This window comes from Streptomyces sp. NPDC058231 (genome assembly GCF_042882275.1).
Classification (GTDB): domain Bacteria; phylum Actinomycetota; class Actinomycetes; order Streptomycetales; family Streptomycetaceae; genus Streptomyces.
The window spans coordinates 71,790-92,066 of the sequence record NZ_JBHVWN010000027.1 but is presented as its reverse complement, the minus strand read 5'-3'; the positions used below and the strand labels follow the sequence as shown (position 1 = coordinate 92,066).

Below are 20,277 nucleotides of genomic sequence, written 5' to 3'. Positions count from 1 at the left end.
CTACGGCGGCTACGGCGGCCGAGGCGGCCACGACTACTACGAGGGACGCATCCACTTCAACGAGCGCTCCTACTCCGCCCGCACCGACGGCTGCATCACCGTCGTCAGCGGCCTCGGCTCCAGGACCTTCAACGTCCGCAACGACAGCCGCCGCACCGTCGAGGTCTTCAACGGCGCGACCTGCGACAACGGCTCCCCCGTCGCCACCGTCGGCCCCTGGAGCAGCAGCAACGGCGTCACCCCCCGCTTCGTCCGCGGCGGCGTCTTCGTCCGCAACGGCGTCGTCGGCAGCTTCCGCGTCGTCGAGAACCACCGCTTCGACTGGTAACCCACCCACCCCACAACACAGAAACCCCGGCCCGTCGGAATCGGGCCGGGGTTTCCGGCATGAGCGCCCCCAGCGGATGCCCGGCCCCGCACGGCCACACACACCGCCCGCACCGCCAAGCCCCAACACCCGCTACGCCATCCTAAGTGTTTTTCGACCACCCCGCGTGTCGCCCTAGGCAGATCCGACCCGACAGCGTATGAAAGCCCCCGCCCCACCCCGACCACACCCCGCCGACCACAGGACCCCCAAGCCCTCCACCACCCCGACACCCGACTGACCCGATCGAGGATCCACCGAGGCCCCACCCCCTCCCCCGGGCCCCGGGCCGTTCGCCGGGAGTCGACGCCCACACCTGAGCCGTGATCCTCATCAAGAGACCAGCATCCGGTACGGCCTCCCGCCTCGCCGCCCATATTGCCGGGCTCGCGACGGACGCCCTTGGTTCGGACCCGTCGGGCCACGACAGGCAACGGCCGTGAAGAGCGGCCGGGCACCGGAGAGAACACTCGGCCGGGGCCGGCCCCACTTCATCGACCTCGGCATCGAAGCCGATACCTGGGCTCCACAAACTCTGTTCCACCCTGTGGCAATGTATGCGTAAGCACATCGGAATCCACCCGACCGGCGCACACTCCCTCTCGCCCACCCGTCCCGACAGGCCTTTCACGGCCGCTGAATGTGCGACTCCCGACCGACCCGGCAGCCGACATCTGCGACGCAACCACCGGCCCCCGCCCGACGCGCCGTCAGTCCGGACCGCATGCGAGCCGCCCACGCCCCGGGTCCGCAGTGACGGCATGGCGATGACGAACGGAAGCAGGTCGGCACTCAGGAGGCGCGCGACCTGAGTGGTAGGCAAGTCAGGGTGACGGTCGTTCAGGTCGGCGCGATGCGTTTGCGTTTTCGACCCGCAGAAGCAGCAGCATGCTGCCGACAGGGTGAGCAGGCGTCAGCGGGTCGCTCAAAAGGCCTAATGGCGCACCAAATACCCTCATCTATATATGAGTTGATGAGACGTCGGACACTCGCCCCGTACGCGGCACAGGCTCCTCGTACACCCGGTCGGCCCCCTGACCACCCACCTTTGGCACGCCCGATATGACAGCTAATGAGCGCATTAGTACGTTCATCACAGGTCGGCTGTCCGGCCGACGTCTCTGAGACAGGAAGTAGTGCCATGACCACACGAACCGTCGCCGTGACCGCCGCCGTTGTCGGCGCCACGGCCCTGGCCGTAACCGGCATCTCCTACGCCTCGGCTTCTGGGACCCCCCAGGCAGCCCCGGCCGTCCAGCAGGCCGTCGCCGCCCAGGCCCCCCTTGGTGGCGACAGTGGAAACGGGAAGGGCAACGAGGGCAAGGGCAACGAAGGCGGTGGCGGCTACGGCGGCGGCCGCGGCGGCCACAACTACTACGAGGGACGCATCCACATCAACGAGCGCTCGTACTCCGCGCGCACGGATGGCTGCATCACCGTCGTCAGCGGCCTCGGCTCCAGGACCTTCAACGTCCGCAACGACAGCCGCCGGACCGTTGAGGTCTTCCGTGGCGCCACCTGCGACAACGGCTCCCCGGTTGCCACGATCGGCCCGTGGAGCACGAGCAACAGCGTCTTCGCTCGCACCGTTCGCGGCGGCGTCTTCGTCCGCAACGGTGTCGTGGGCAGCTTCCGGGTGATCGAAAACCGCCACGGCCAGTGGTAACAGCCCCATCCCCGAATAACGGAAACCCCGGCCCGTCGGAATCGGGCCGGGGTTTCCGGCATGGATGGGCTCCAGGAAAGACCGGCTACGGAAAAACGCACATACGTGCGCCCCGCGCCAGGAATCCCCTGGGCCACCACATCATTATCACTGATGCCTCAGGCACTTATTCCGAGCGACGGCAGGACCCCGGGTCGACCGCGTTCCGTTGAGGGTCCTTGGGTCATGCGTGCCGCGATCACCTCGCGCATCGTCGGCCCTGCCGGCCGTGCCGCTGATCGTGATCACCGCCCTGGGGCCGGACGACACCCAGTCGCACCTGTGGCCCGAAGGCGTGCTGCGCGAGATGGACACCGCCAAGACCACTCTGCACGCGCAGCTGGCGGCAGCCTCCGTGCCCCCCGCGCCACCCGCTGGTCCCCAGAGCCCATGGAGACGGGGCCACAGCTGATGAGCTGTGGCCCCGTCTTCTGGAACGCATCGCAGCACTAGGCGCCGTGCGGCCCGTCGTCGTCCCGCGGCATGAGGTCGTCACCGCTGTGGTAAGGCGCCCGGTCGTAGTCCTCCTGAGCCTGGCGCTGAATCTCGTCGGTGTCCGCCAGGAGCCGGGCGATCCGCTCCGCCCCTCCGGGCACAGGGGGTGGAACCCGGCCGATCGTGTCGTACAGGTGACGGCACGCCTCCGCCTCCGTCCCGAAGCTCGCCATGACACTGTCCTCGCCCCGCTGACGCAGAACGACCAGCCACGCGTCCGCCTCCGGGCGCAGGACGTAGTAGGCGTCCAGTTGAACGGGAACGCTGTGGATGCCCGGGATCTCGTACAGGGCGTCCGGGACTCCCTCCCGGCGGAGCCGGTCGGCGAGTTCCGCCCTGTCCATTCCGCGACTCCACTCCCTCGACGCGCTCCCGGACCGGCCCCGGCGAAGCCGGAACCTGCCCAGGAGCGAAACGGTCACGGTCAGTTCAGCGCCTTCAGCTTCTTCGCGGTGACCAACTCCGGAATGGTCTTGTCCGTCACGTACTGGATTCCCAGCCCGGGCTGGCCGAACCAAGGCCGAATCGGCCCGGCCTGTACGGTGAACGCCTTGATGACCCGGTACAGGTGGTAGCTGAACGGGTAGGCGGTGGTGTACTGGACAAGGTTGGTCGGCGGAATGGCGCGCTTGGCGTACGGCGTTCCGGCAGGTGCGAGGAAGTTACCGAACCCGCTGCCGAAGAGATCGACCAGCTGCCCCACACGGAGCCGCAGCGACTTCTTCACCGGGTTCCCGCGGCGGTCGAGGACGAAGCCGTCGTTGTTCGGATACCACCAACCGGACTTCTCCGTCACCGGGTCGGTCTGCCAGTAGCACCCGAGGAACCAGTACGGCGAGGCGTTGCCCGTCCGGTTGTAGCCCCGCAGCATCTTGCCGATGGGGCCGGTCTTCGGGAGTTCACGCGGGCCCAGCCGCCAGTCGCCGTGGTAGTAGCGCTCCAGCGCCGGATTGGGCGCCCTGTTCGTTCCGCGCCCTCGCTTCTCGGTGGGGCACTGGACCCCTGGACGGGCGTGGCCGCCGTCGGCGTGGGCGGTTGTCGGTGCCAGCCCGACCAGAAGTAGCGAGGCAATCGCACTCGATACGAAATTCCGCAGCACCCGCATGCGGTGTTCCCTTCTCTTTGCCCAGTGCATGCCATAGGAACAGCGCACACGGGCGACACGGTCGTGCGAGGGCACCCATGACAGGGGCGCCGTAGCTTGGTGACGCTCAGTCAATAGCGCGATGGACGGCGCATGGTGATCGTAATTCGCGCCGCAACCCGATCGGACCTGGGTTTTCTCCTGATTGGCGTAGCAGGACGGGCGAACCGGACGATCACGGGTGCTCCCGCGCGGACAATGGACCGCGGACAATGGACCCATGGGCCGTCTCATGCACCTCGACCGCACGCTCGACGATCTGGACCCGCCCCGCTGGGCGGCTCCGGACGCCGACGCGACTCACCTGGTCCGCACAGTGCACAAGTTGCGGCGCGTGCCACTGAGTGAACTCCGCCCGGCGGATCTACGCATGCTGCTCACCCAGCGGGTCGCCCTGCCGTACGTACTCCCGCTCGCGGTGGGCTTGCTGCTCGAAGAGCCTCTGCTGGACGCGTACTTCTACGAGGGGGACCTACTGCTCGCGGCCGTAGCAGCCCCGACATCGGCCTGGGCCCTACTGCCCGACCTTGCTGCGCGGCTGCGTGCCGTGATCATGGGCCTGCCGGAGACGGCGGTCGGCGATCTGCCGCACGGCGTCGCCGAGGAACTCGCCCGCTTCGCCGCACAGCCTGGTTCACCTCGCTGACTCGTGCTTCGCAGCAGACTTTCGCCTGGCCCTCCTGCTCTCCGACATCAGGGCGAGCACACCTCACGCGTCGACGGGCGTGGTAAGGCCCCGGCTCGAAGGCTCCCCGCGCGGGGAGGTTCAGAGCAGCGCGGCACGCACGTCGGCGAGCGCCTCGTCAAGAGTGGTCACGACGTTCTCGTGGCCACTGAAGCCGTCGTCCTCGCCCGGGTCCACGGTCCAGCCCCAGCCGCTTTCGGCATGCCCGTCGATGGTTGCCGCGTGCTTGCCCTTGGTGATGGTGATGGAGAGGTTTCCGGCGGGGAACGTCTTGATGTCTGCGTGCGCCGTGTCGCCGAAGGCGTGGAGGATGGCGTCGCGGGCTTCCTGCTCGGTGGTCATGGATGCTCCTGGTGGACGGTGACGACGGTGCGGCCGTCCCGGGGTGTGGTCGAGGGTGCCTACGAAATACGGAATGAGGTGAGGCCGGGACAGCCCTCAGGCGAGTCAGGCGCTGTTCGGCGGGTGCGCCGGTTCAGCGTGTGCGGCTCGTGCGCAGCCCGGCCTTCGGCATGAACAGCTTGATCACATCCCACAAGTCGTCAATGTTTTCCCGGGGTCTTCACCCCCCGCCTTTCCAGTACCCCCACAGCCTCACCAACCTGACATCGGGTGGCTCCCAATCACCCCATTGATCCGCACCGGGCGCATCCGCGTCCCGGTGCGAGGGCCGTGACAGTTTCGAGGAGACGCTGCGCAGACTGCTGCGGGAGGTCTCCCCGACGTGCCTGTTCTCCGAACGCGGGCCGAGCACCGAGGTCTTCGGCTGGGGGAAGGCCCACACCCGCCCGAAGCCACCCGGTGGGCAAGGTGATCGCGCATGGAGGTCAGTAGCATGCCCGCATGCCTGAACTCCAGCGCCTCCGTCCCGACCATGCCCGGGCGCTTCTTGCGTTCGAGCGCGAGAACCGGGCCTATTTCGCCTTGTCGATCCCCGACCGCGGTGACGACTACTTCGCCCACTTCGCTGTACGGCACCAAAACCTGCTCACCGAACAGGCCTCCGGGCTGAGCCACTTCCATGTGCTGGTCGATGACAGCGGCGCGGTGCTCGGGCGTGTCAACTTGTTCGGTGTGACGGATGGCTCGGCCGAGCTCGGGTACCGGATCGCCGAGAGGAGCGCCGGACAGGGGCTGGCCACAGCCGCCGTTCGCCGGATCTGCGTCCTTGCCGCCGCGGACTACGGGCTGACCACACTGCGAGCCGTCACGACCCTGGACAACGCCGGATCACGAGCCGTACTGACCCGTACAGGATTCATATCCACCGGCGACGTCCAGCTCAACGGCCGCCCCGGCCTCCGCTTCGTACTAGATCTGCGGCGAGCCGTGAACGACAGTGCGCCGGAAGGTGAAGGCGGCTGAGGGCGACTCGTCGACGCTGAGTCCCGCCCCGCGGCTCACCGCTCGCCCAACGCTTCTCCTCACACACCGGCAGCTCGGGCCGCCTGGTACACCTCGGCCGCCACGTCCGCCAGTTCGGCGGCGTCGCGGGTCGTCGCCTGGAGGTCCAGCAGGATCTCCGGTACACCCACCGCCGCATGCTCCGCCAGGTCCGCCACGATCTGGGCCACACTGCCCTGGAACGGCTGCCGGTCCGCGCCCTCGAACGGCTTGGCGCTGTAGCTCGCATTGACGCGGAGACACACCTCGATCGGCTTCACCCTGTCACGCTCGCCGGCCAGCTCCTGTACCCGTTGCCATTGTTCGGACAGTGCCGGGGCTCCCATGGCCACCGGCATCCACCCGTCCGCTCGATCCACCAGCCGACGGGTGGCACGCGGGCTGTTGGCCGGCAGATAGACCGGAATGGGGCTGATCGGCTTGGGGCCGACCTCGGCCGGAGCGATGGTGGTCAGGGCACCCTGATACGAAACCGGGTCCGGACCCCAGACGGCCGCGCATACGTCGAGCAGTTCGTCCAGGACCGCGCCACGCTTCTCGAACGGGGCGACCGACGCCGCCGCGTACTCGTCGAGCGACCAGCCGGTTCCCAGACCGGCGATCACCCGGCCGCCACTCGCGACATCGAGCGAGGCGAGGGAGCGTGCCAGCTGGAACGGTACGTGAAGCGGGGCGATCAGGACGCTGGTGCCGAGCCGGGCCCGATCGGTGGCCGCGGCGGCCAGGGTGAGTGTGATCAGTGGGTCCGCGACACCGCGGTACTGGTCGGGCCAGGGCAGCCCCGGCACGCCGTACAACCCCTGGGTGGCCGGTTCGGGGAACAGGACACGCTCGAAGACCCACAGGCTCCGGTACCCGGCATCCTCCGCGGCACGGGCCACCGTGGCCACATCGCGGCCGATGTCGTACTGCTTCATCTGAGGAAGGCCGAGACCCAGCGTGACCGGCATGCATGCGCTCCTTGCGAGGACGGCGATTCAACCACCGTATGCCACCCGACGTCTGCCCGATCCGATTTGCCGCGTTCCTCCGGCGCGGCGGACGAGCGCCTCCCCCTCTCAGGGAACGCGGCGCCCGAACCGGCCGGGGGCCTGGGCCGACAGCGAGCGCAGGGCCAGCAGCAGGAACCCGATGTCATCGAGGTAGACGGGGTCGGGGATGAGGTCGACGGGGCATACCGTGTACAGCACCGCGGCCCACACCAGCGCCTTGTTGCGCAGCGGGACACCCGCGTCGAGCAGCAGCTTCCTCGTGCGGAACAGTCTGATCAGAAGAACCGCGGCAATTCCCATCGTGAGCAGTGCGGCAACCGCTGCGACGAGCAACCAAGCCCTGGTGTCCATGGCACATTGTCCGTCCTCATCCGGATGACTGAGCGTGCCTGCGGGTGCGTCGCTTCAGTGCACGCCGTTCGGTCTCGCCCAGGCCGCCCCACACGCCGGAGTCCTGGCCGTTCTCCATGGCCCACGCCAGACACTGCTCCCTCACGGGGCAGCCCCTGCACACCGCCTTCGCCTCCTCGGTCTGCACCAGGGCCGGGCCCGTGCTTCCGATGGGGAAGAACAGATCCGGGTCCTCGTCACGGCAGGCCGCGTGCGTGCGCCAGTTCTCCACAGGTCTCACTCCCAAGGGCAGGTTGTCCGTTCGGTCCGTACCTTGCGGGTGACCGTCATCTGCCTTCTGAAACCCCGTCGCATGCTCTGCTCGCAGCCGGAATTGTTCCTGGAGCGGCCTCTGACCGACGTATCGCCCAGGTGACATGGGGCTCTCAGAGCCTGGGCCGACCTCTCATCTCTGCTCGTGCCCGACGCCTCCCCGGGGCCGAATGCCGAGGGATACGCTGTGGTCATGATCGATGACGAGGATCAGATTCTGACCACTGCGCTGGGCGCGGTGGGAGCGATCGGCGGCGGGGCCGGCGGGCGGCGCGGAGCCACTTTCACGGCAAAGCGCCTCAAGAAGAACGTGCACGTGATCGACGTGACGCTGTCGATGCCGCTGAGTGCCGCTGTCGATCACGTCGCAGGCGTCCTCGCCCGGGCGGGGGACCTGCTGGAAGCCGAAGGCGCTCAACCCCTCGCCACGGAACGGGTCGTCAGGGCGATCGTCGGGGGCGGGCTCGGAAACATGAATCCGGTCCTGATCACCGTCGGTCTGGCCGACAACGGGCCTGAACACACGAGGGTGTCCGTCCGCGGTGCTGCCAAGGAGGGGCTGATCAAGCAGCGGGCGGGCGAGAAGACCGCCAAGCGCATCGTCGAGCTCCTGAACGGGCAGGAATCGCTGGGCTGACCCGGCGAGGAGTGCCGCGTACGGTGGCGCGCACGACCGTGGGGCCGGTCCCGGCGCAGGCCGGCCGCCGCCGCGCCGCAGCCCGGCACGGAGCGGCGGTGTTCATCCCTGCGGGCCGTGTGCGCCGCGCCGCAGCCCGGCACGGTTCCTGCCTGCCATTCAGTGGATGTTCAGGGGCTTCTCGTGAGCCCCGGCGCGGTAATCGGACGAATCCTCCATATCGTGTACGACGTACGTGAGTCAGAGCCGTACGTGCGGGACAGGGGGCGGACTCGTCCCCGCAGGAAACTCTCGGCGCGGTCCTGATTCGCCGGTTCACCGTCATGTGCTTCACATGTGACAGGTGTCCGACCGCGTACGGGAATCCGGGCTCGCCGCCTCAGTGGCTCGTCCTGCCCGGCCGAGGCACAACGAGATGAACGCCGTCCACGACGAATTGGCTGAACATCACCCAGGCCGTTCAGGTGCCTGAGGAATCCAGTCGGGTGAGGCCGGTAGACCTCCCCGCCCTGTTTGCGAGGTCCGCCATGGCAGAAACCGAGACCATTCCCTTCCCACAGGACCGAACCTGTCCCTACCATCCGCCGACGGGGTACCGGACCGAGCGCCAGGGGCAGCCGGTGACACCAGCCCGACTCTTCGACGGCCGTACCGTGTGGCTGGTCACCGGGCATGCGGAGGCGCGCGCGCTGCTGGTCGACCCGCGACTTTCGGCCGACCGGGAGAACCCCGCGTTCCCCGTGTTCACGGAGCGGCTGGCGTCGATCGCATCGCGACGCGTCGAGCTGCTCGGTGTCGACGACCCCGAGCACAACACGCAACGCCGGATGCTGATCCCGAGCTTCACGGTCAAGCGAACGGCGGCGCTGCGGCCGCGGATCCAGGAGACGGTGGACCGACAGCTGGACCTGATGATCGAGCAGGGACCTCCGACCGATCTGGTGAGTGCCTTCGCGCTGCCCGTTCCGTCGATCGTCATCTGCGCGCTGCTCGGGGTTCCCTACTCCGACCACGAGTTCTTCGAGTCCAAGTCGCGCACACTGCTGCGCGGTCCCTCGGCCGAGGACGTCGAGGCCGCACGGGACGCTCTCGACGACTACTTCCGAACTCTGATCGAACGCAAGCGGGCGGATCCGGGCGAGGGACTGCTGGACGAGCTCATCGCCCTGCAACTCGACACCGGCGCCGTCGACCACGAGGAGCTGATCCGCCTGGCCGTGATCCTGCTCGTGGCCGGTCACGAGACGACCGCGAACATGATCTCGCTCGGCACCTTCACTCTCCTGCAGCACCCGGACCAATTGGCGCTGATGCGCACCTCCGCGGACCTGATGCCTTCGGCTGTCGAGGAGCTGCTCCGCTTCCTGTCCATCGCCGACGGAATGTCACGGGTGGCCACCGAGGACATCGAGGTGGGCGGGGTGACGATCCGGAGCGGGGACGGTGTCGTCCTGTCCACGTCCGTGATCAACCGGGACGAGGCCGCGTATCCCTCGCCGGACGAGCTGGACCTCGGCCGCACGTCACGCAATCACGTCGCGTTCGGCTTCGGGATCCATCAATGCCTCGGCCAGAATCTGGCGCGGGCCGAAATGGAGATTGCGCTGCGTACCCTCTTCGACCGGCTTCCGGGATTGCGGCTGGCGGTACCCGCCGACGCAATCCCGTTCAAACCGGGCGACACCATCCAGGGCATGGTTGAACTGCCCGTCGCGTGGTGACCGAAATCCGAACGGAAAGGACCTTGTTGTGATGTGGATCAGCATTGACAAGGAAGTATGCATCGGCGCCGGGCAGTGCGCGCTTGCCGCGCCTGAGGTCTTCACCCAGGGCGACGACGGTTTCAGCGAACTGCTGCCCGAGTACGAGGACGCCGCCACCGGTCCGCTGGTCGGGGAGGCGGCCCGCGCCTGTCCCGTGCGAGCGATCACGATCACGTAGGCCGCACGGCCCGCACTGCGAGTGGATCGGTCGCCCCGGCGGCCGATCCGTACCGTGCACGGCCGATCCGGGCACTGCGGGGGGGTGCCCTCGGCGGGGAGCACGAACGACCCGACCACGTTCCGGCTCCCTCGGTCACCCGGCACCGGACGGCGGACTCCGGCCGAAGGAGCCCGCCCGTCGCCGGCGTCCCCGCGTCTTCTACCCGCCGTACCGAACCGTCAGAGCCCGACGACGAGCAGCGCGGTGTCGTCGGTGGCTCCGTCGGCGGGAAGCAGTTCGAGCAGCAGGGCGTCGGCCAGTGTCTCGGGGTCGTCGCCTCGGTGGCGGGTCAGCGAATCGGCGAGGCGTCGCAGGCCCACATCGATGTCCTCGTGCCGGCGTTCGATCAGGCCGTCGGTGTACAACGCGAGAATGGCCCCTTCGGTGAACGGCGTGGTCGCCTGTGGCCGGCTGACATGCTCGGGACGGGCCCCGAGAGGTGGATCGGTGGCCTGGTCCAGGAACTCGACGCTGCCGTCGGTGTGGAGCAGTGCGGGCGGCAGATGGCCGGCGCTGCTGTAGACGAGCGTCCGGGTTTCCCAGTCGATGTGGATCTGCACAGCGGTGGTGGACTCCGCGCCCTCGATGGAACGCGCATACAGGCCAAGGACTTCCAGCGCCTGGGCGGGACCTCTCGAGACCAGGGAGGCGGCGCTCAGGGCGCTGCGCAGCTGACCCATGACACCGGCTGCTTCCAGACCGTGACCGACGACGTCGCCGACGGCGACCCCGATCCGGTCTCCGGGCAGGTCGACGAGGTCGTACCAGTCCCCGCACACGTTCAGCGCATCCGTGGCGGGCCGGTAACGCACGGCCGCCCGGTGGTGGCCCGCCTCCCTGAGGTCGGGCAGCATCGCCTTCTGCAGAACCAGGGCCACCTCGCGCGCGCGGGCATTGGCCCGCCGCAGCCGTTCGTTCACGTCCTGGAGTTCACGCGCACGGGTGTACAGCTCGGCCTCCAGAACCCGGGCCCGGCTTCCCTCCGGCGCTCTTTCGGCCCGGATCAGTTCGGTGACCTCCTCCACCCGGTGCACCAGCAGGACCACCCTCCCCTCGGCGTCGCGGACGGGGACGTTGACCGGGCTCCAGTAGCGTTCCTCCCATACGTCCGGCCGGTCGACGGACTGGACATCGTACCGCTGCAGCGCCATGGCGTCCCGCTCGCCGTCGGCCACCACCCGCCGCAGCGATGCCTCCAGATTGCGCATACCGGTGGCCGCGCCGTCGGCCGGGTTGTCGGGGAACACGTCGAACAGGTACTGGCCGATCAGTTGCTCGCGGGTACGCCCGGACATCCGCAGAAACTCGTCGTTCGCGTCCACGTAGACCAGATCCGGGGTGAGCAGCGCCACTATGCCGGGCAGCGCGCGGAAAACCGCCGCGTAGTCGATCCCCGCCTCGGTCATGGTCCGCCTGTCCGCCGTCGCCGTCCGGGCTCTCACGATAGGAGCGCATGCGGCCGACACGGGGGAACCGCCCGCCGAGAAACGGGAGACCACACGGACAGTCCCGCTCGGCTTGCGCAGCGGCGAATTCCCGGTCGACGGCGCGACTCCGGCCATGGAGAGGACCACGCCCGTGACACCGACCGGACCCTTCTCCGCATGCGTGCGGGGCCGTGCCGACGGCATCGAGGCCGCCGCCCCGCTCGTCGGGGAACGCTCGCTCCGCGGCGAGGTCCACCGCAGCGCGCCCAGCAGTACGAGAAGGCATGTGTCGCACCACCCCGGTCATGCCGCTACGGAAGGCTTCCGCTCGTGTCGGAATCCGCACGGACTCCAGGGCCGGGCAGCGTTCCTGAGGTCAGGAAGAAGGTCAGGGCGTAGGTGAAGCGGCCGGTGCGTACGGCCTCGTCGAACTGGACGACGAATCTGTCGGCGTCCTCCTTATCGAGGTGTCCACGAGCGGCCGCGGTGTGAGCCCAGGTCCGCATGCCCATCACGTTGTCGACCGCGGTCGGATCCCGTACGACCAGCGTGCGGGCTTCCACATCGATGTCCTCCAGCCCGCGTTCGGCGAGCAGGCCGGCATGCCGGTGGGCCAGCGTTCCGTGGCGGAGGGCGGCTCCGGCTCTGAATCGCAGCACCTGACCGGCGAGACACTGGTCCTCGATGTCCAGAACCTGGGTCGCATAGTCCGGGTCGGCCAGCACGATCCGTCCACCGGGGCGGACCACGCGCACCATCTCGTCGACCATCCGCGTCGGACGGTCCGCGTGCTGAAGCACACGATCCGCCCACGCTCCGTCGAAGCACGATCCGCGGAACGGCAGCCGGTGCCCGTCGGCGACAGCGGCATGCGAGAGGCCGGCGCGGCGCATGGACTTCGCCATCGTCAACGAGGCGTCCGCTCCGACGACTCGTGCCCCGTGGTCGGCGCTCAGAGCCAGCGCGCTGTCTCCCGTTCCGGCACCGACATCGAGGAAGACATCTCCCGGATGCGCGCGGAGGAGAATCCTCAGCCGCTGTTTGTATCCGTCGTAGAACGGCTCGGCGGCCAGCCGTTTCAGTACGCCGACGAGTTCACCTGGATCGGGATGTCGGTCGACAGCGGTGAAGGCGTGCTGCTCCTGGCGACGGATCATGCGTGCACTCTAGGTCCCGGGGCCGATGTCCAGGACGGGCGGATCGCCCCGCCAGGAGGAGGCGGAGCCGGCCGCCGGGAAGATCCCCTGCGGTCGTCCTGGGACGTCCGCGCCCCGGTCCGGTCGGTATGCCCCGGTGCCGTCGTACCGACCGGGCAAAAATCCGTGTCGCCCGGCCGACGCCGCGTCTAGCGTGACGACGACAGCTGATCCACGGGGCGAAGGAGCGGCATGACCATCCCGGAGCAGAGCGTCCTCGACGCCTTCGGGCTCACCGGAAGGGCCGTCCCTCTCGCGGGCGGCCAGGGCCTCAGTGTCCGCGTCGGCGATGCCGTGCTCAAGCCGGCCGAACGCGACAGCGAGATCGTCGACTGGACGGCGGAGATCCTGGACACCATTCATGAGCAGGGCTTCCGTGTTGCTCGCCCGATTCGCAACGCCGATGGGGCATGGAGCCACGGTGGTTGGACGGCGTCCCGGTACGTGGTCGGTGAGGAGCCCGATCATGCGGTCGCGCCACGCTGGTCGGAGATCATCGACGCGGGGCGGGCATTCCACCGCGCCCTGGCCGGACTGCCTCGTCCCGGTTTCCTGGATCGTCGTGCCAACTGGTGGGAGACCGGTAACAAGGTCGCCTGGCAGGAGCGGAAACCGCATCTGCCGTCGGCTCTCCAAGGCCCTTACGAAGATCTGGTCGGTCTGCTCGGGCCGCCGCCGCGGGAGCGGTCCCAGCTCATCCACGGCGACCTGACCGGCAATGTGCTCTTCGCGCCGGGGCTGGCTCCGGCGGTCATCGACTTCTCACCGTATTGGCGCCCGGCGGCATTCGGCGAGGCGGTGGTGGTCGGTGACGCCCTGATCTGGCACGGTGCCGACACCGGGCTGCTCACCAGGGCGACTCGCGACGGCGGTCCGGATTTCGTCCAGTACGTCGTCCGCGCGATCGTCTTCCGACTCGTGACGACGGGCGAGCGCCTCCGCGACCAGCACACCGAAGTTGGTTCCGGCACGCTCGCCGAGGTCCACCAGTACGAGCACGTGGCGCGGCTGGTGGCCGACTTCGCCGGCACCGGTCCGGGATGAGCGTCCTGGCACGCCCCTACGGGGTACCCGCTATCGCCGCATCCGGGTGCGAAGGGCCTCGATGGACCAGTCGAGCACCGGCGCCAGGCTCGCCGGAGCCGACCAGCCGTTGATCACTGCCAGCAGCCGCAGATACCGCTCCCGGCGGGGGTCGTTCAGGCTCTCCAGCCGGGACACCAGTGCGCGTCGGAGCTCGGCGTCGTCGTGGCGGCCGGTGATGTGGGTGTAGTGAACAGCGAGGGACGCGACAACGGGATCGGCCCGGTGCGAGGTCGGAGCGATGCCGGCCGCCAACGCCGGGGCCACCTCGTCCCGGACCACCGCGGCCAGATCACGGCGCACGAGCGCGGGGCCGCCCTCGGTGCGCTCGGCCACCTGCTCCCGTGCCAGTCCTCGCACGGCGGCGCGGAAACCCAGGTCCTGGGTCAGTTCGGCCAATTCCACCCACGCCTCGACCTGTTCGGCACCGGGACTGTCGGGGAGTTCGGGCGTCATCGAGCGCATGACTGCCCCGAACGCGGGGGCGGTCTGCAGTTCGCCGAAGGCGGCATCCATGAAGTCACCGATCAGAACGCGGCGTTCGTTCTCGGAGAGCTTGGCCATTCGGTGCATGAGTTCCATCTCCTCAGGGGTGGAGCCGCGCTCCGCCACCGCCGTCAGCACCGCACGCCGCAGGCGCAGGGTGCGGATCTGCACGGCAAGGGCATCGGCGTGCGCGGCTGCGACCTCGGGCAGTGCCAGTTCCCGGTCCACAACTCTTCGGATGGTCGCCAGGTCCAGCCCCAGCTCGCGCAGGGTCCGCACAAGGTCCAGGCGCGCGGCGGCGTCGATGTCGTACAGGCGGTATCCGGCCGGGCTACGGCCGGCCGGCACCACGATCCCGCGGTCGGAGTAGAACCGGACGGTCTTGACCGTCAGTCCGGTCCGCCGTGCCAGGTCACCGATCGAGTAGAGCGTGCCGCCGTCCATGCCTCCACCTTCGTGTCTCCCCCTGCTGGAGACTCAAGGCCGATGCGTCACCGCCGTACCGAACAGCCTCTCGACCGGCGCGGATCAGCGGTTTCTCTCCCCCGTTCACGCTGCTTCCGGGCAGTGCGGGCGGGCCCCGCAGGGTCGGCGGTCGTCAGACGGTGGGTGCCATGTACGCATGTACCAGGGCGGCACGGCCGTCGGCCGCCGTCCACTCGGCTGTGGCGCTGCCCATGAGACGCCATCCGCTCCGCTCGTAGAGGGCGATGGCGGGGGCAGCCCCTGCCTCGACCTCCAGCATCAGCCGAAGACCGCTCGTTGCGGCGTCTGCCGTTGCCGCCTCCAGCAGCCGGCTCGCCACGCCTTCTCTACGGGCACCCACGCGGACGAACAACCGAGCGACAGCTGCGAGCCGCACCGGCGTGAGACCGACGGCGTTCGCCCCATCCCGACCTGCTCTTCTGAGCACCACATGGCCCAGTACCAGTGGGCCGTTCGTGGCCACCCATGCCCCGAGCAGTCCGTCAGGTGTCAGCCAGCGCGCCGGGTCGGCCGGCCACTGGACCGGGTAGTGCTCCGCCTCGTGGACGGTGGCGAGCGCGTCCACGCAGGCCGGCATGTCGCTGTCGGTACGGGGACGGATCATCAATTCGGGCACCTACGGATTCTGGCACGCCTCCGTCCTGATGACATCGGCCCGGTACCGTCCGGCACGGCCGAGCTGCTCTCTTCCACGACGGGTCGACCGCGCACACTCGGGGGCAGGGGACGCGAAGCCACTCACCACGATGCCGACGGACGTGGAGTGAGGACCGTGGCAGGATCTGGCCCATGGACGAGAAGCCCGGCGAAGAAGACGTCGCACGTGCGGTGCGGGACCTCTACGCATCCCTGCTCAGCGCCTGGAACCGCCGTGACGCCCAGGGGTACGCGGCGCTGTTCGCCCCTGATGCCGTGATGGTCGGGTTCGACGGGAGCCACCTGCGCGGCTCAGAGGTGGAAGGCCACCTCGCGCCGGTCTTCGCCGACCACCCGACTGCGAGGTACGTGTGGAAGGTCCGTGATGTACGGCTGCTGGGCAGCGACGCGGCGATGGTGTACGCCATCGCGGGCATGGTGCCGCCGGGCCGTACCGAGCTGAAGCCGGCCCTGAACACGGTGCAGACACTCGTCGCCGAACACAGCGCCGGAACCTGGCGGGTGGCGCTGTTCCAGAACACCCCGGCCGCCCATCACAATCGTCCGGAACTCGTGGAGCAGCACAGCAGCGAACTCTCGCAGGTACTTCGCGAGGCTTCCGGGCCGGCGTAGTCGCCCACCTCACGCCAGGGTCTGCCCGTCGTCCTCCTCCCCCAGCACCGTCTGCCGGAACTCCGCCACCACCGGCCGCAGATCGATCCGGTGCCATGCCGCCCACAGCTGAACCGACGTGACGGACCAGGGAAGTTCACGGACCACGACGCCATCGGTCCTGCCCCGGAGCATGCTCCGTTGGATCAGCGCGACCCCCAGCCCCGATGCGACGAGGCCGAGCGCGGTGAGCGGTTCGGCCGCCTGGAGCCGTATGTCCGGCGTGAAGCCGGAGGCCACGCACGACGCGATGAAGGCGTCCCGCCAGACCGGGTCCTGAGAGTCACCGACCGCGATCCAGGGCTGCCCGTCCAGCTCGTCCGGGGATGGTTCGGCCCGGTCCGCGAGCGCATGGTGCTCAGGCAGCACCAGCATCAGCGGATCGTCCACCAGCCGCGTCGCCGTCAGGTCCGGATCGTCCTCGTCCGGGGGCTCGTGGACGAACGCCATGTCGAGACTCCGCTGCCGAAGCCCTTCCAGCTGTTCCACCGACGACTGCCCGTACAGCGCGACATGGATCGCGGGCCGCTCCGCCCGGAGGGCCCGCAGGGCGGACGGCAGCACGCCGGTGTGCATGGCATCGGGTACGTAGCCGATGCAGAGTCCCCCCTCCTCCCCACGGCCCAGGCGACGGCCGAGATTCTCCAGACGGTCCGCGTGACGCAGCAGCGCTCTGGCCTCGGTCAGGAAGACACGGCCGTCGGAGGTCAGCCGGATGCGCTGCTGACTGCGTTCGAACAGAATCAGACCCAGGTGTTTCTCCAGTTGGGCAATCTGGCGGCTCAGCGGTGACTGAGAGATGTGCAGCTGCTCCGCGGCGCGGCCGACGTGTTCCGTCTCCGCGACGGCGACGAAATAGCGGAGCTGGCGAAGATCCAACATGTAAGACCTCTGAGGACTGAAGTATGGCCGAGCAAGTCTTGGACGGACTCAACATGTCGAGCCTAGCCTGATCACACAGGCCGCACCGGTCAGCGTCTCCCGCACAGGAACGCACCGGTACGGGCACCACCGCACCACCGCAAGGACCCTCACATGAGCATCGCCTCGCTTCTCCCCGGAGCCCTCGGCTTCGGCACCGCCCCCCTCGGCAACATGTTCCGCGCGATCCCCGACGAGGAGGCTGCCGCCACCGTCGAGGCCGCCTGGAACCAGGGCATCCGCTACTTCGACACGGCACCTTTCTACGGAGCCGGCCTGTCGGAGATCCGGCTCGGCGACGTACTGGCGGGACATCCGCGCGACGAGTACGTCCTCAGCACCAAGGTCGGCCGGGTGATCCTCGACGAGACCGAGGACCCGACCGCGCGCGACCTGGGCGAGAAGGGCGGGCTCTTCGAGCACGGCCGCCCCAACAAGATGGTCAACGACTACACCGCGGACGCCACACTGCGTTCCATCGAGGACAGCCTCACCCGGCTGAAGACCGACCGCCTCGACATCGTCTGGGTGCACGACGTGGCCCAGGACTTCTACGGTGACGAGTGGCTGGCCGCATACGAGACCGCCCGCACCGGCGCCTTCCGCACGCTGACCCGGTTGCGCGAAGAGGGCGTCATCAAGGCGTGGGGCCTCGGTGTCAACCGTGTCGAGCCACTCGAGCTGACCCTGGATCTCGACGAACCGAAGCCCGACGCCTTCCTTCTCGCCGGCCGGTACACCCTGCTCGACCACCGCCGCGCCCTGCAGCGCCTGCTGCCTGCCGCCGAGAGCCAGAACGTCGACATCGTGGTCGGTGGACCGTACAGCTCAGGCATCCTCGCGGGCGGCCGGCACTTCGAGTACCAGAAGGCTCCGGCGGAGATCGTCGCGAAGGTGCAGCGGATCAAGGAACTCGCACACGAGCACGGCATCGGCATCAAGGCGGCCGCTCTGCAGTTCGCCCTCGCCCACCCGGCCGTCGTCGCCGCGATTCCCGGCGCCACCAAGCCGAGCAGGATCGCGGAGGACACCGCGGCGCTCACCGCGAGCGTCCCGGCCGCGTTCTGGACGGCGCTCCGGCAGGAGGGACTCATCGCCGCCGACGCTCCCGTCCCCACCGTCTGACGATCGCCTTCTGCGCCCCGGGCGCCGCGCCCCGCGCAAGAATCAGGAGAAACCCATGGCTACCACCAGCGCGTCAATCGAGGTTCCCGCATCCGCCGACCGTGTGTGGGAGCTCATCGGCGGCTTCGACTCGCTGCCCGACTGGCTTCCGTACATCACCGTCAGCACACTCAGCGACGGCGGCCGTGTGCGCACCCTCACGAACGAGGACGGCGGGACCATCGTCGAACGCCTCGAAGCGTTCAGCAGCCGGGAACGTTCGTACAGCTACTCGATCGCCCGGGCGCCGTTCCCGGTGACCGGTTATCTCTCGACGCTCACGGTCCACGAGACACCCGGCGCCGGCGTCACCCGTGTCGAGTGGTCCGGCACCTTCACGCCCGACGGTGTGAGCGAAGCGGAAGCTGTCGAACTGTTCCACGGCATCTACACCGACGGGCTCAGCGCTCTCAAGCAGTCTCTCGCCGCTTCCTGAGGGCGGTGTCGCCGACACCGCCCTGAGCACCGACCGGTCCTCGCACTCATCGGCATCGCGCTGATCATCGAGGGAGTCGGCAGCCTGTAGTCCACCGGCGAGGCACGGCGTATCCGCCGGTGGGGAGGGAGACGCCGGGATGTAGAAGCGGTGGTGGTGAAGGGCCTGTCGTGGGCGGGCGTTCCGGTGCGCCGACCACGACAGGCCCTCGGAGAGGCTCCGGACGGTCAGGCCGTGTGCAGCGTCAGGCCGTACCTGTTCAGGATCTCGTTGATCGGCTGGTGCCAGGTCTCACCACCGCTGGTGCAGTCGCCCCAGCCGCCGGAGGTGACACCTTGCGCCTGGTCGCCACTGATGAACGAGCCGCCCGAGTCACCCGGCTCGGCGCACACGCTCGTCTTGGTCATCTCGTAGACGGCGCCCTGGCTGTAGTTGACGGTTTCGTTCGTGGCGAGCACGTTGCCGCAGTGCCAGTGCGACGTGGACCCGGAGCGGCAGATCGAGGCGCCGATGGGAGCCACCGCCGACCCCCGGACCAACTGGTCGGAGACCGTGCCCCAGCCGAGGACCACCGGCACGGTCCACCAGCCGTTGCCCACGCTCACCCAGGCGTAGTCGTCGCCCGGGAAGGAGGACCCCTGGAAGTTGCCGATGTACGAACCGTCCCAGCCGTTCACCCCGGCACCCGCCTGGGCGCAGTGGCCCGCGGTGACGAAGCCGCCGTACACGGAGAAGCCGATGGAGCACCGCACATTGCCCGTGTAGTACGGATCGCCGCCGACCGTCCCGGCGGAGAACGTCTTCGGCGCCTGTGCCGTCCGCTGCACGACGACCGGACCGGCCGCACGCGCTTGCTTCACGAAAGCGCGGACATCGTTGTCAGCCGCTGCGGATGCGACGACGTTCACGACGACTCGGCTGGCCTGCGGATCGACATGCCAGCTCGCGACGCCGTCGGGCGCCGAGAGCTTGTCGAGGCGCGCCTTGACCCCATCGAGCTGCCGGGCGCTGTGCGCCACCAACCGGACGGCCGCACCCGTCGCCCGTACCGCACCGGCCTCCCTGTCGTTCGTGACGGCTACGGTCAGTCTGCTCGTGGCCGGGTCGAACCAGGAACCCCCGTAAGAGGATCCCGCGGCCCGCCGCGCCTTTCCCTGGAGGTCCGTCGCCGTCTTCTCCGCGGACAGTCGTGCCTTGGCCTGGCTCTCGGTCAGACCGAGGTCCTTCTGCATCGCGGAGAGCAGGCCGGTCGACGCCTGCGCCCTGGGGGCGGACGCGGTGGCAGCAGGGGTGGCGGCGGAGGCCGGAGCGAGGCCGGCGGTTGCCCAGGCGCCGAGAAGGAGCAGGGCGGACATGCCGGCGCGTAAAACAGTCGTGCGTCTCAAGGGAGTGGGCCCTTCTGTTGTTCCGATGTGTGGGGGAGGAACAGCAGCCGTCCGAGAGCCCTCTGAGAGCGCTCTCAGCGTGTGCCGCAACGGACTGTAGTCCAGAGATAAGGTCAGGTCCATGCCAATGACTCCCTGGAATTCGGGTGCCCGTCGAGCGCGGCGCACGGACACGGGACCACTTCCCCCGCGGCGTCCCGGCCATGGACTCCGCGCCCCGCCGCGCGCCGCCTCCCGGTTGTCGCCCCATCGGCGAGCACGGAAGGTGGAGCCAATGACTGTCCACTCAGAAGAGAGTGCAGGTGCATCA

General features: G+C 68.8%; 23 protein-coding genes and 1 pseudogene. 12 read left to right on the top strand and 12 right to left on the bottom strand.

Annotated elements, in window-relative coordinates; translation table 11 throughout:
• From ACFVXE_RS19900 to ACFVXE_RS19890, 3 genes and pseudogenes are all read left to right on the top strand, one after another.
• Positions 1 to 328, top strand: a pseudogene (locus ACFVXE_RS19900) (hypothetical protein); the annotation flags it as partial.
• Between the two features lie 1,180 nt (positions 329 to 1,508).
• Entirely contained in the window at positions 1,509 to 2,033 is a 525-nt protein-coding gene (locus ACFVXE_RS19895) for a hypothetical protein (protein ID WP_389672626.1), read from the top strand.
• 268 nt (positions 2,034 to 2,301) lie between these two features.
• Positions 2,302 to 2,484 (top strand): hypothetical protein, encoded by a 183-nt coding sequence (locus tag ACFVXE_RS19890; RefSeq protein WP_389672624.1) that lies wholly within the window; start codon positions 2,302 to 2,304, stop codon positions 2,482 to 2,484.
• A gap of 37 nt (positions 2,485 to 2,521) precedes the next feature.
• Here ACFVXE_RS19890 and ACFVXE_RS19885 read toward each other — a convergent pair whose 3' ends face one another.
• Complete coding sequence (locus tag ACFVXE_RS19885) at positions 2,522 to 2,911, bottom strand: hypothetical protein (protein WP_389672622.1); 390 nt, start codon at positions 2,909 to 2,911, stop codon at positions 2,522 to 2,524.
• An 80-nt stretch (positions 2,912 to 2,991) separates the two neighbouring features.
• Positions 2,992 to 3,672, bottom strand: a complete 681-nt coding sequence (locus ACFVXE_RS19880; protein ID WP_389672620.1) for a TNT domain-containing protein — start codon at positions 3,670 to 3,672, stop codon at positions 2,992 to 2,994.
• Between the two features lie 259 nt (positions 3,673 to 3,931).
• Between ACFVXE_RS19880 and ACFVXE_RS19875 the strand changes: the two genes are divergently transcribed.
• Positions 3,932 to 4,357: a contact-dependent growth inhibition system immunity protein gene (locus ACFVXE_RS19875; RefSeq protein WP_389672618.1), complete on the top strand. Its 426-nt coding sequence runs from the start codon at positions 3,932 to 3,934 to the stop codon at positions 4,355 to 4,357.
• Positions 4,358 to 4,477: 120 nt separating this feature from the next.
• Here the strand turns inward: ACFVXE_RS19875 and ACFVXE_RS19870 are convergent, their stop codons facing one another.
• Positions 4,478 to 4,738 carry a hypothetical protein gene (locus ACFVXE_RS19870; protein WP_389672616.1) on the bottom strand — a complete coding sequence of 87 codons (261 nt, stop codon included), beginning with the start codon at positions 4,736 to 4,738 and terminating at the stop codon, positions 4,478 to 4,480.
• 501 nt (positions 4,739 to 5,239) lie between these two features.
• On the opposite strand from ACFVXE_RS19870, the gene ACFVXE_RS19865 reads away from it, so the two are divergent.
• Positions 5,240 to 5,761, top strand: a complete 522-nt coding sequence (locus ACFVXE_RS19865; RefSeq protein WP_389672614.1) for a GNAT family N-acetyltransferase — start codon at positions 5,240 to 5,242, stop codon at positions 5,759 to 5,761.
• Between the two features lie 59 nt (positions 5,762 to 5,820).
• On the opposite strand, the gene ACFVXE_RS19860 is transcribed toward ACFVXE_RS19865, so the two are convergent.
• The 3 genes from ACFVXE_RS19860 to ACFVXE_RS19850 all read right to left on the bottom strand — a co-directional run bounded on the left by ACFVXE_RS19860 (position 5,821) and on the right by ACFVXE_RS19850 (position 7,414).
• Positions 5,821 to 6,750 carry an LLM class F420-dependent oxidoreductase gene (locus ACFVXE_RS19860; RefSeq protein WP_389672612.1) on the bottom strand — a complete coding sequence of 310 codons (930 nt, stop codon included), beginning with the start codon at positions 6,748 to 6,750 and terminating at the stop codon, positions 5,821 to 5,823.
• A 108-nt stretch (positions 6,751 to 6,858) separates the two neighbouring features.
• Positions 6,859 to 7,143 (bottom strand): DUF1232 domain-containing protein, encoded by a 285-nt coding sequence (locus ACFVXE_RS19855; RefSeq protein ID WP_389672610.1) that lies wholly within the window; start codon positions 7,141 to 7,143, stop codon positions 6,859 to 6,861.
• Positions 7,144 to 7,159: 16 nt separating this feature from the next.
• Positions 7,160 to 7,414, bottom strand: a complete 255-nt coding sequence (locus ACFVXE_RS19850) for a WhiB family transcriptional regulator (RefSeq protein WP_389672608.1) — start codon at positions 7,412 to 7,414, stop codon at positions 7,160 to 7,162.
• A 234-nt stretch (positions 7,415 to 7,648) separates the two neighbouring features.
• On the opposite strand from ACFVXE_RS19850, the gene ACFVXE_RS19845 reads away from it, so the two are divergent.
• The 3 genes from ACFVXE_RS19845 (at position 7,649) to ACFVXE_RS19835 (ending at position 10,033) form a co-directional block, all read left to right on the top strand.
• Positions 7,649 to 8,092 carry a hypothetical protein gene (locus ACFVXE_RS19845; RefSeq protein ID WP_389672606.1) on the top strand — a complete coding sequence of 148 codons (444 nt, stop codon included), beginning with the start codon at positions 7,649 to 7,651 and terminating at the stop codon, positions 8,090 to 8,092.
• A 527-nt stretch (positions 8,093 to 8,619) separates the two neighbouring features.
• Complete coding sequence (locus tag ACFVXE_RS19840) at positions 8,620 to 9,813, top strand: cytochrome P450 (RefSeq protein WP_389672605.1); 1,194 nt, start codon at positions 8,620 to 8,622, stop codon at positions 9,811 to 9,813.
• 31 nt (positions 9,814 to 9,844) lie between these two features.
• The gene (locus tag ACFVXE_RS19835) at positions 9,845 to 10,033 is read left to right on the top strand and encodes a ferredoxin (protein ID WP_389672603.1); all 189 of its coding nucleotides are present in this window, start codon (positions 9,845 to 9,847) and stop codon (positions 10,031 to 10,033) included.
• A 221-nt stretch (positions 10,034 to 10,254) separates the two neighbouring features.
• Here ACFVXE_RS19835 and ACFVXE_RS19830 read toward each other — a convergent pair whose 3' ends face one another.
• On the bottom strand, positions 10,255 to 11,481 hold the full coding sequence (locus ACFVXE_RS19830; protein ID WP_389672601.1) for a PP2C family protein-serine/threonine phosphatase: 1,227 nt from the start codon (positions 11,479 to 11,481) through the stop codon (positions 10,255 to 10,257).
• Between the two features lie 332 nt (positions 11,482 to 11,813).
• Positions 11,814 to 12,659: a methyltransferase domain-containing protein gene (locus ACFVXE_RS19825; protein ID WP_389672600.1), complete on the bottom strand. Its 846-nt coding sequence runs from the start codon at positions 12,657 to 12,659 to the stop codon at positions 11,814 to 11,816.
• Positions 12,660 to 12,890: 231 nt separating this feature from the next.
• Between ACFVXE_RS19825 and ACFVXE_RS19820 the strand changes: the two genes are divergently transcribed.
• Complete coding sequence (locus tag ACFVXE_RS19820) at positions 12,891 to 13,742, top strand: aminoglycoside phosphotransferase (protein ID WP_389672598.1); 852 nt, start codon at positions 12,891 to 12,893, stop codon at positions 13,740 to 13,742.
• Positions 13,743 to 13,772: 30 nt separating this feature from the next.
• Here the strand turns inward: ACFVXE_RS19820 and ACFVXE_RS19815 are convergent, their stop codons facing one another.
• Positions 13,773 to 14,711 (bottom strand): MerR family transcriptional regulator, encoded by a 939-nt coding sequence (locus tag ACFVXE_RS19815; RefSeq protein ID WP_389672597.1) that lies wholly within the window; start codon positions 14,709 to 14,711, stop codon positions 13,773 to 13,775.
• Between the two features lie 154 nt (positions 14,712 to 14,865).
• Positions 14,866 to 15,369 carry a GNAT family N-acetyltransferase gene (locus ACFVXE_RS19810; RefSeq protein WP_389672595.1) on the bottom strand — a complete coding sequence of 168 codons (504 nt, stop codon included), beginning with the start codon at positions 15,367 to 15,369 and terminating at the stop codon, positions 14,866 to 14,868.
• A 173-nt stretch (positions 15,370 to 15,542) separates the two neighbouring features.
• On the opposite strand from ACFVXE_RS19810, the gene ACFVXE_RS19805 reads away from it, so the two are divergent.
• Positions 15,543 to 16,022 carry an SgcJ/EcaC family oxidoreductase gene (locus tag ACFVXE_RS19805; protein ID WP_389672593.1) on the top strand — a complete coding sequence of 160 codons (480 nt, stop codon included), beginning with the start codon at positions 15,543 to 15,545 and terminating at the stop codon, positions 16,020 to 16,022.
• Between the two features lie 9 nt (positions 16,023 to 16,031).
• On the opposite strand, the gene ACFVXE_RS19800 is transcribed toward ACFVXE_RS19805, so the two are convergent.
• Positions 16,032 to 16,943 carry a LysR substrate-binding domain-containing protein gene (locus ACFVXE_RS19800; protein WP_389672592.1) on the bottom strand — a complete coding sequence of 304 codons (912 nt, stop codon included), beginning with the start codon at positions 16,941 to 16,943 and terminating at the stop codon, positions 16,032 to 16,034.
• A gap of 153 nt (positions 16,944 to 17,096) precedes the next feature.
• Here ACFVXE_RS19800 and ACFVXE_RS19795 point away from each other — a divergent pair, with 153 nt between their 5' ends.
• Positions 17,097 to 18,107, top strand: a complete 1,011-nt coding sequence (locus ACFVXE_RS19795) for an aldo/keto reductase (protein WP_389672591.1) — start codon at positions 17,097 to 17,099, stop codon at positions 18,105 to 18,107.
• Positions 18,108 to 18,162: 55 nt separating this feature from the next.
• Positions 18,163 to 18,582: an SRPBCC family protein gene (locus tag ACFVXE_RS19790; RefSeq protein ID WP_389672589.1), complete on the top strand. Its 420-nt coding sequence runs from the start codon at positions 18,163 to 18,165 to the stop codon at positions 18,580 to 18,582.
• A 227-nt stretch (positions 18,583 to 18,809) separates the two neighbouring features.
• Here the strand turns inward: ACFVXE_RS19790 and ACFVXE_RS19785 are convergent, their stop codons facing one another.
• Entirely contained in the window at positions 18,810 to 19,967 is a 1,158-nt protein-coding gene (locus tag ACFVXE_RS19785; RefSeq protein ID WP_389672587.1) for a S1 family peptidase, read from the bottom strand.
• Positions 19,968 to 20,277 lie beyond the last annotated feature (310 nt).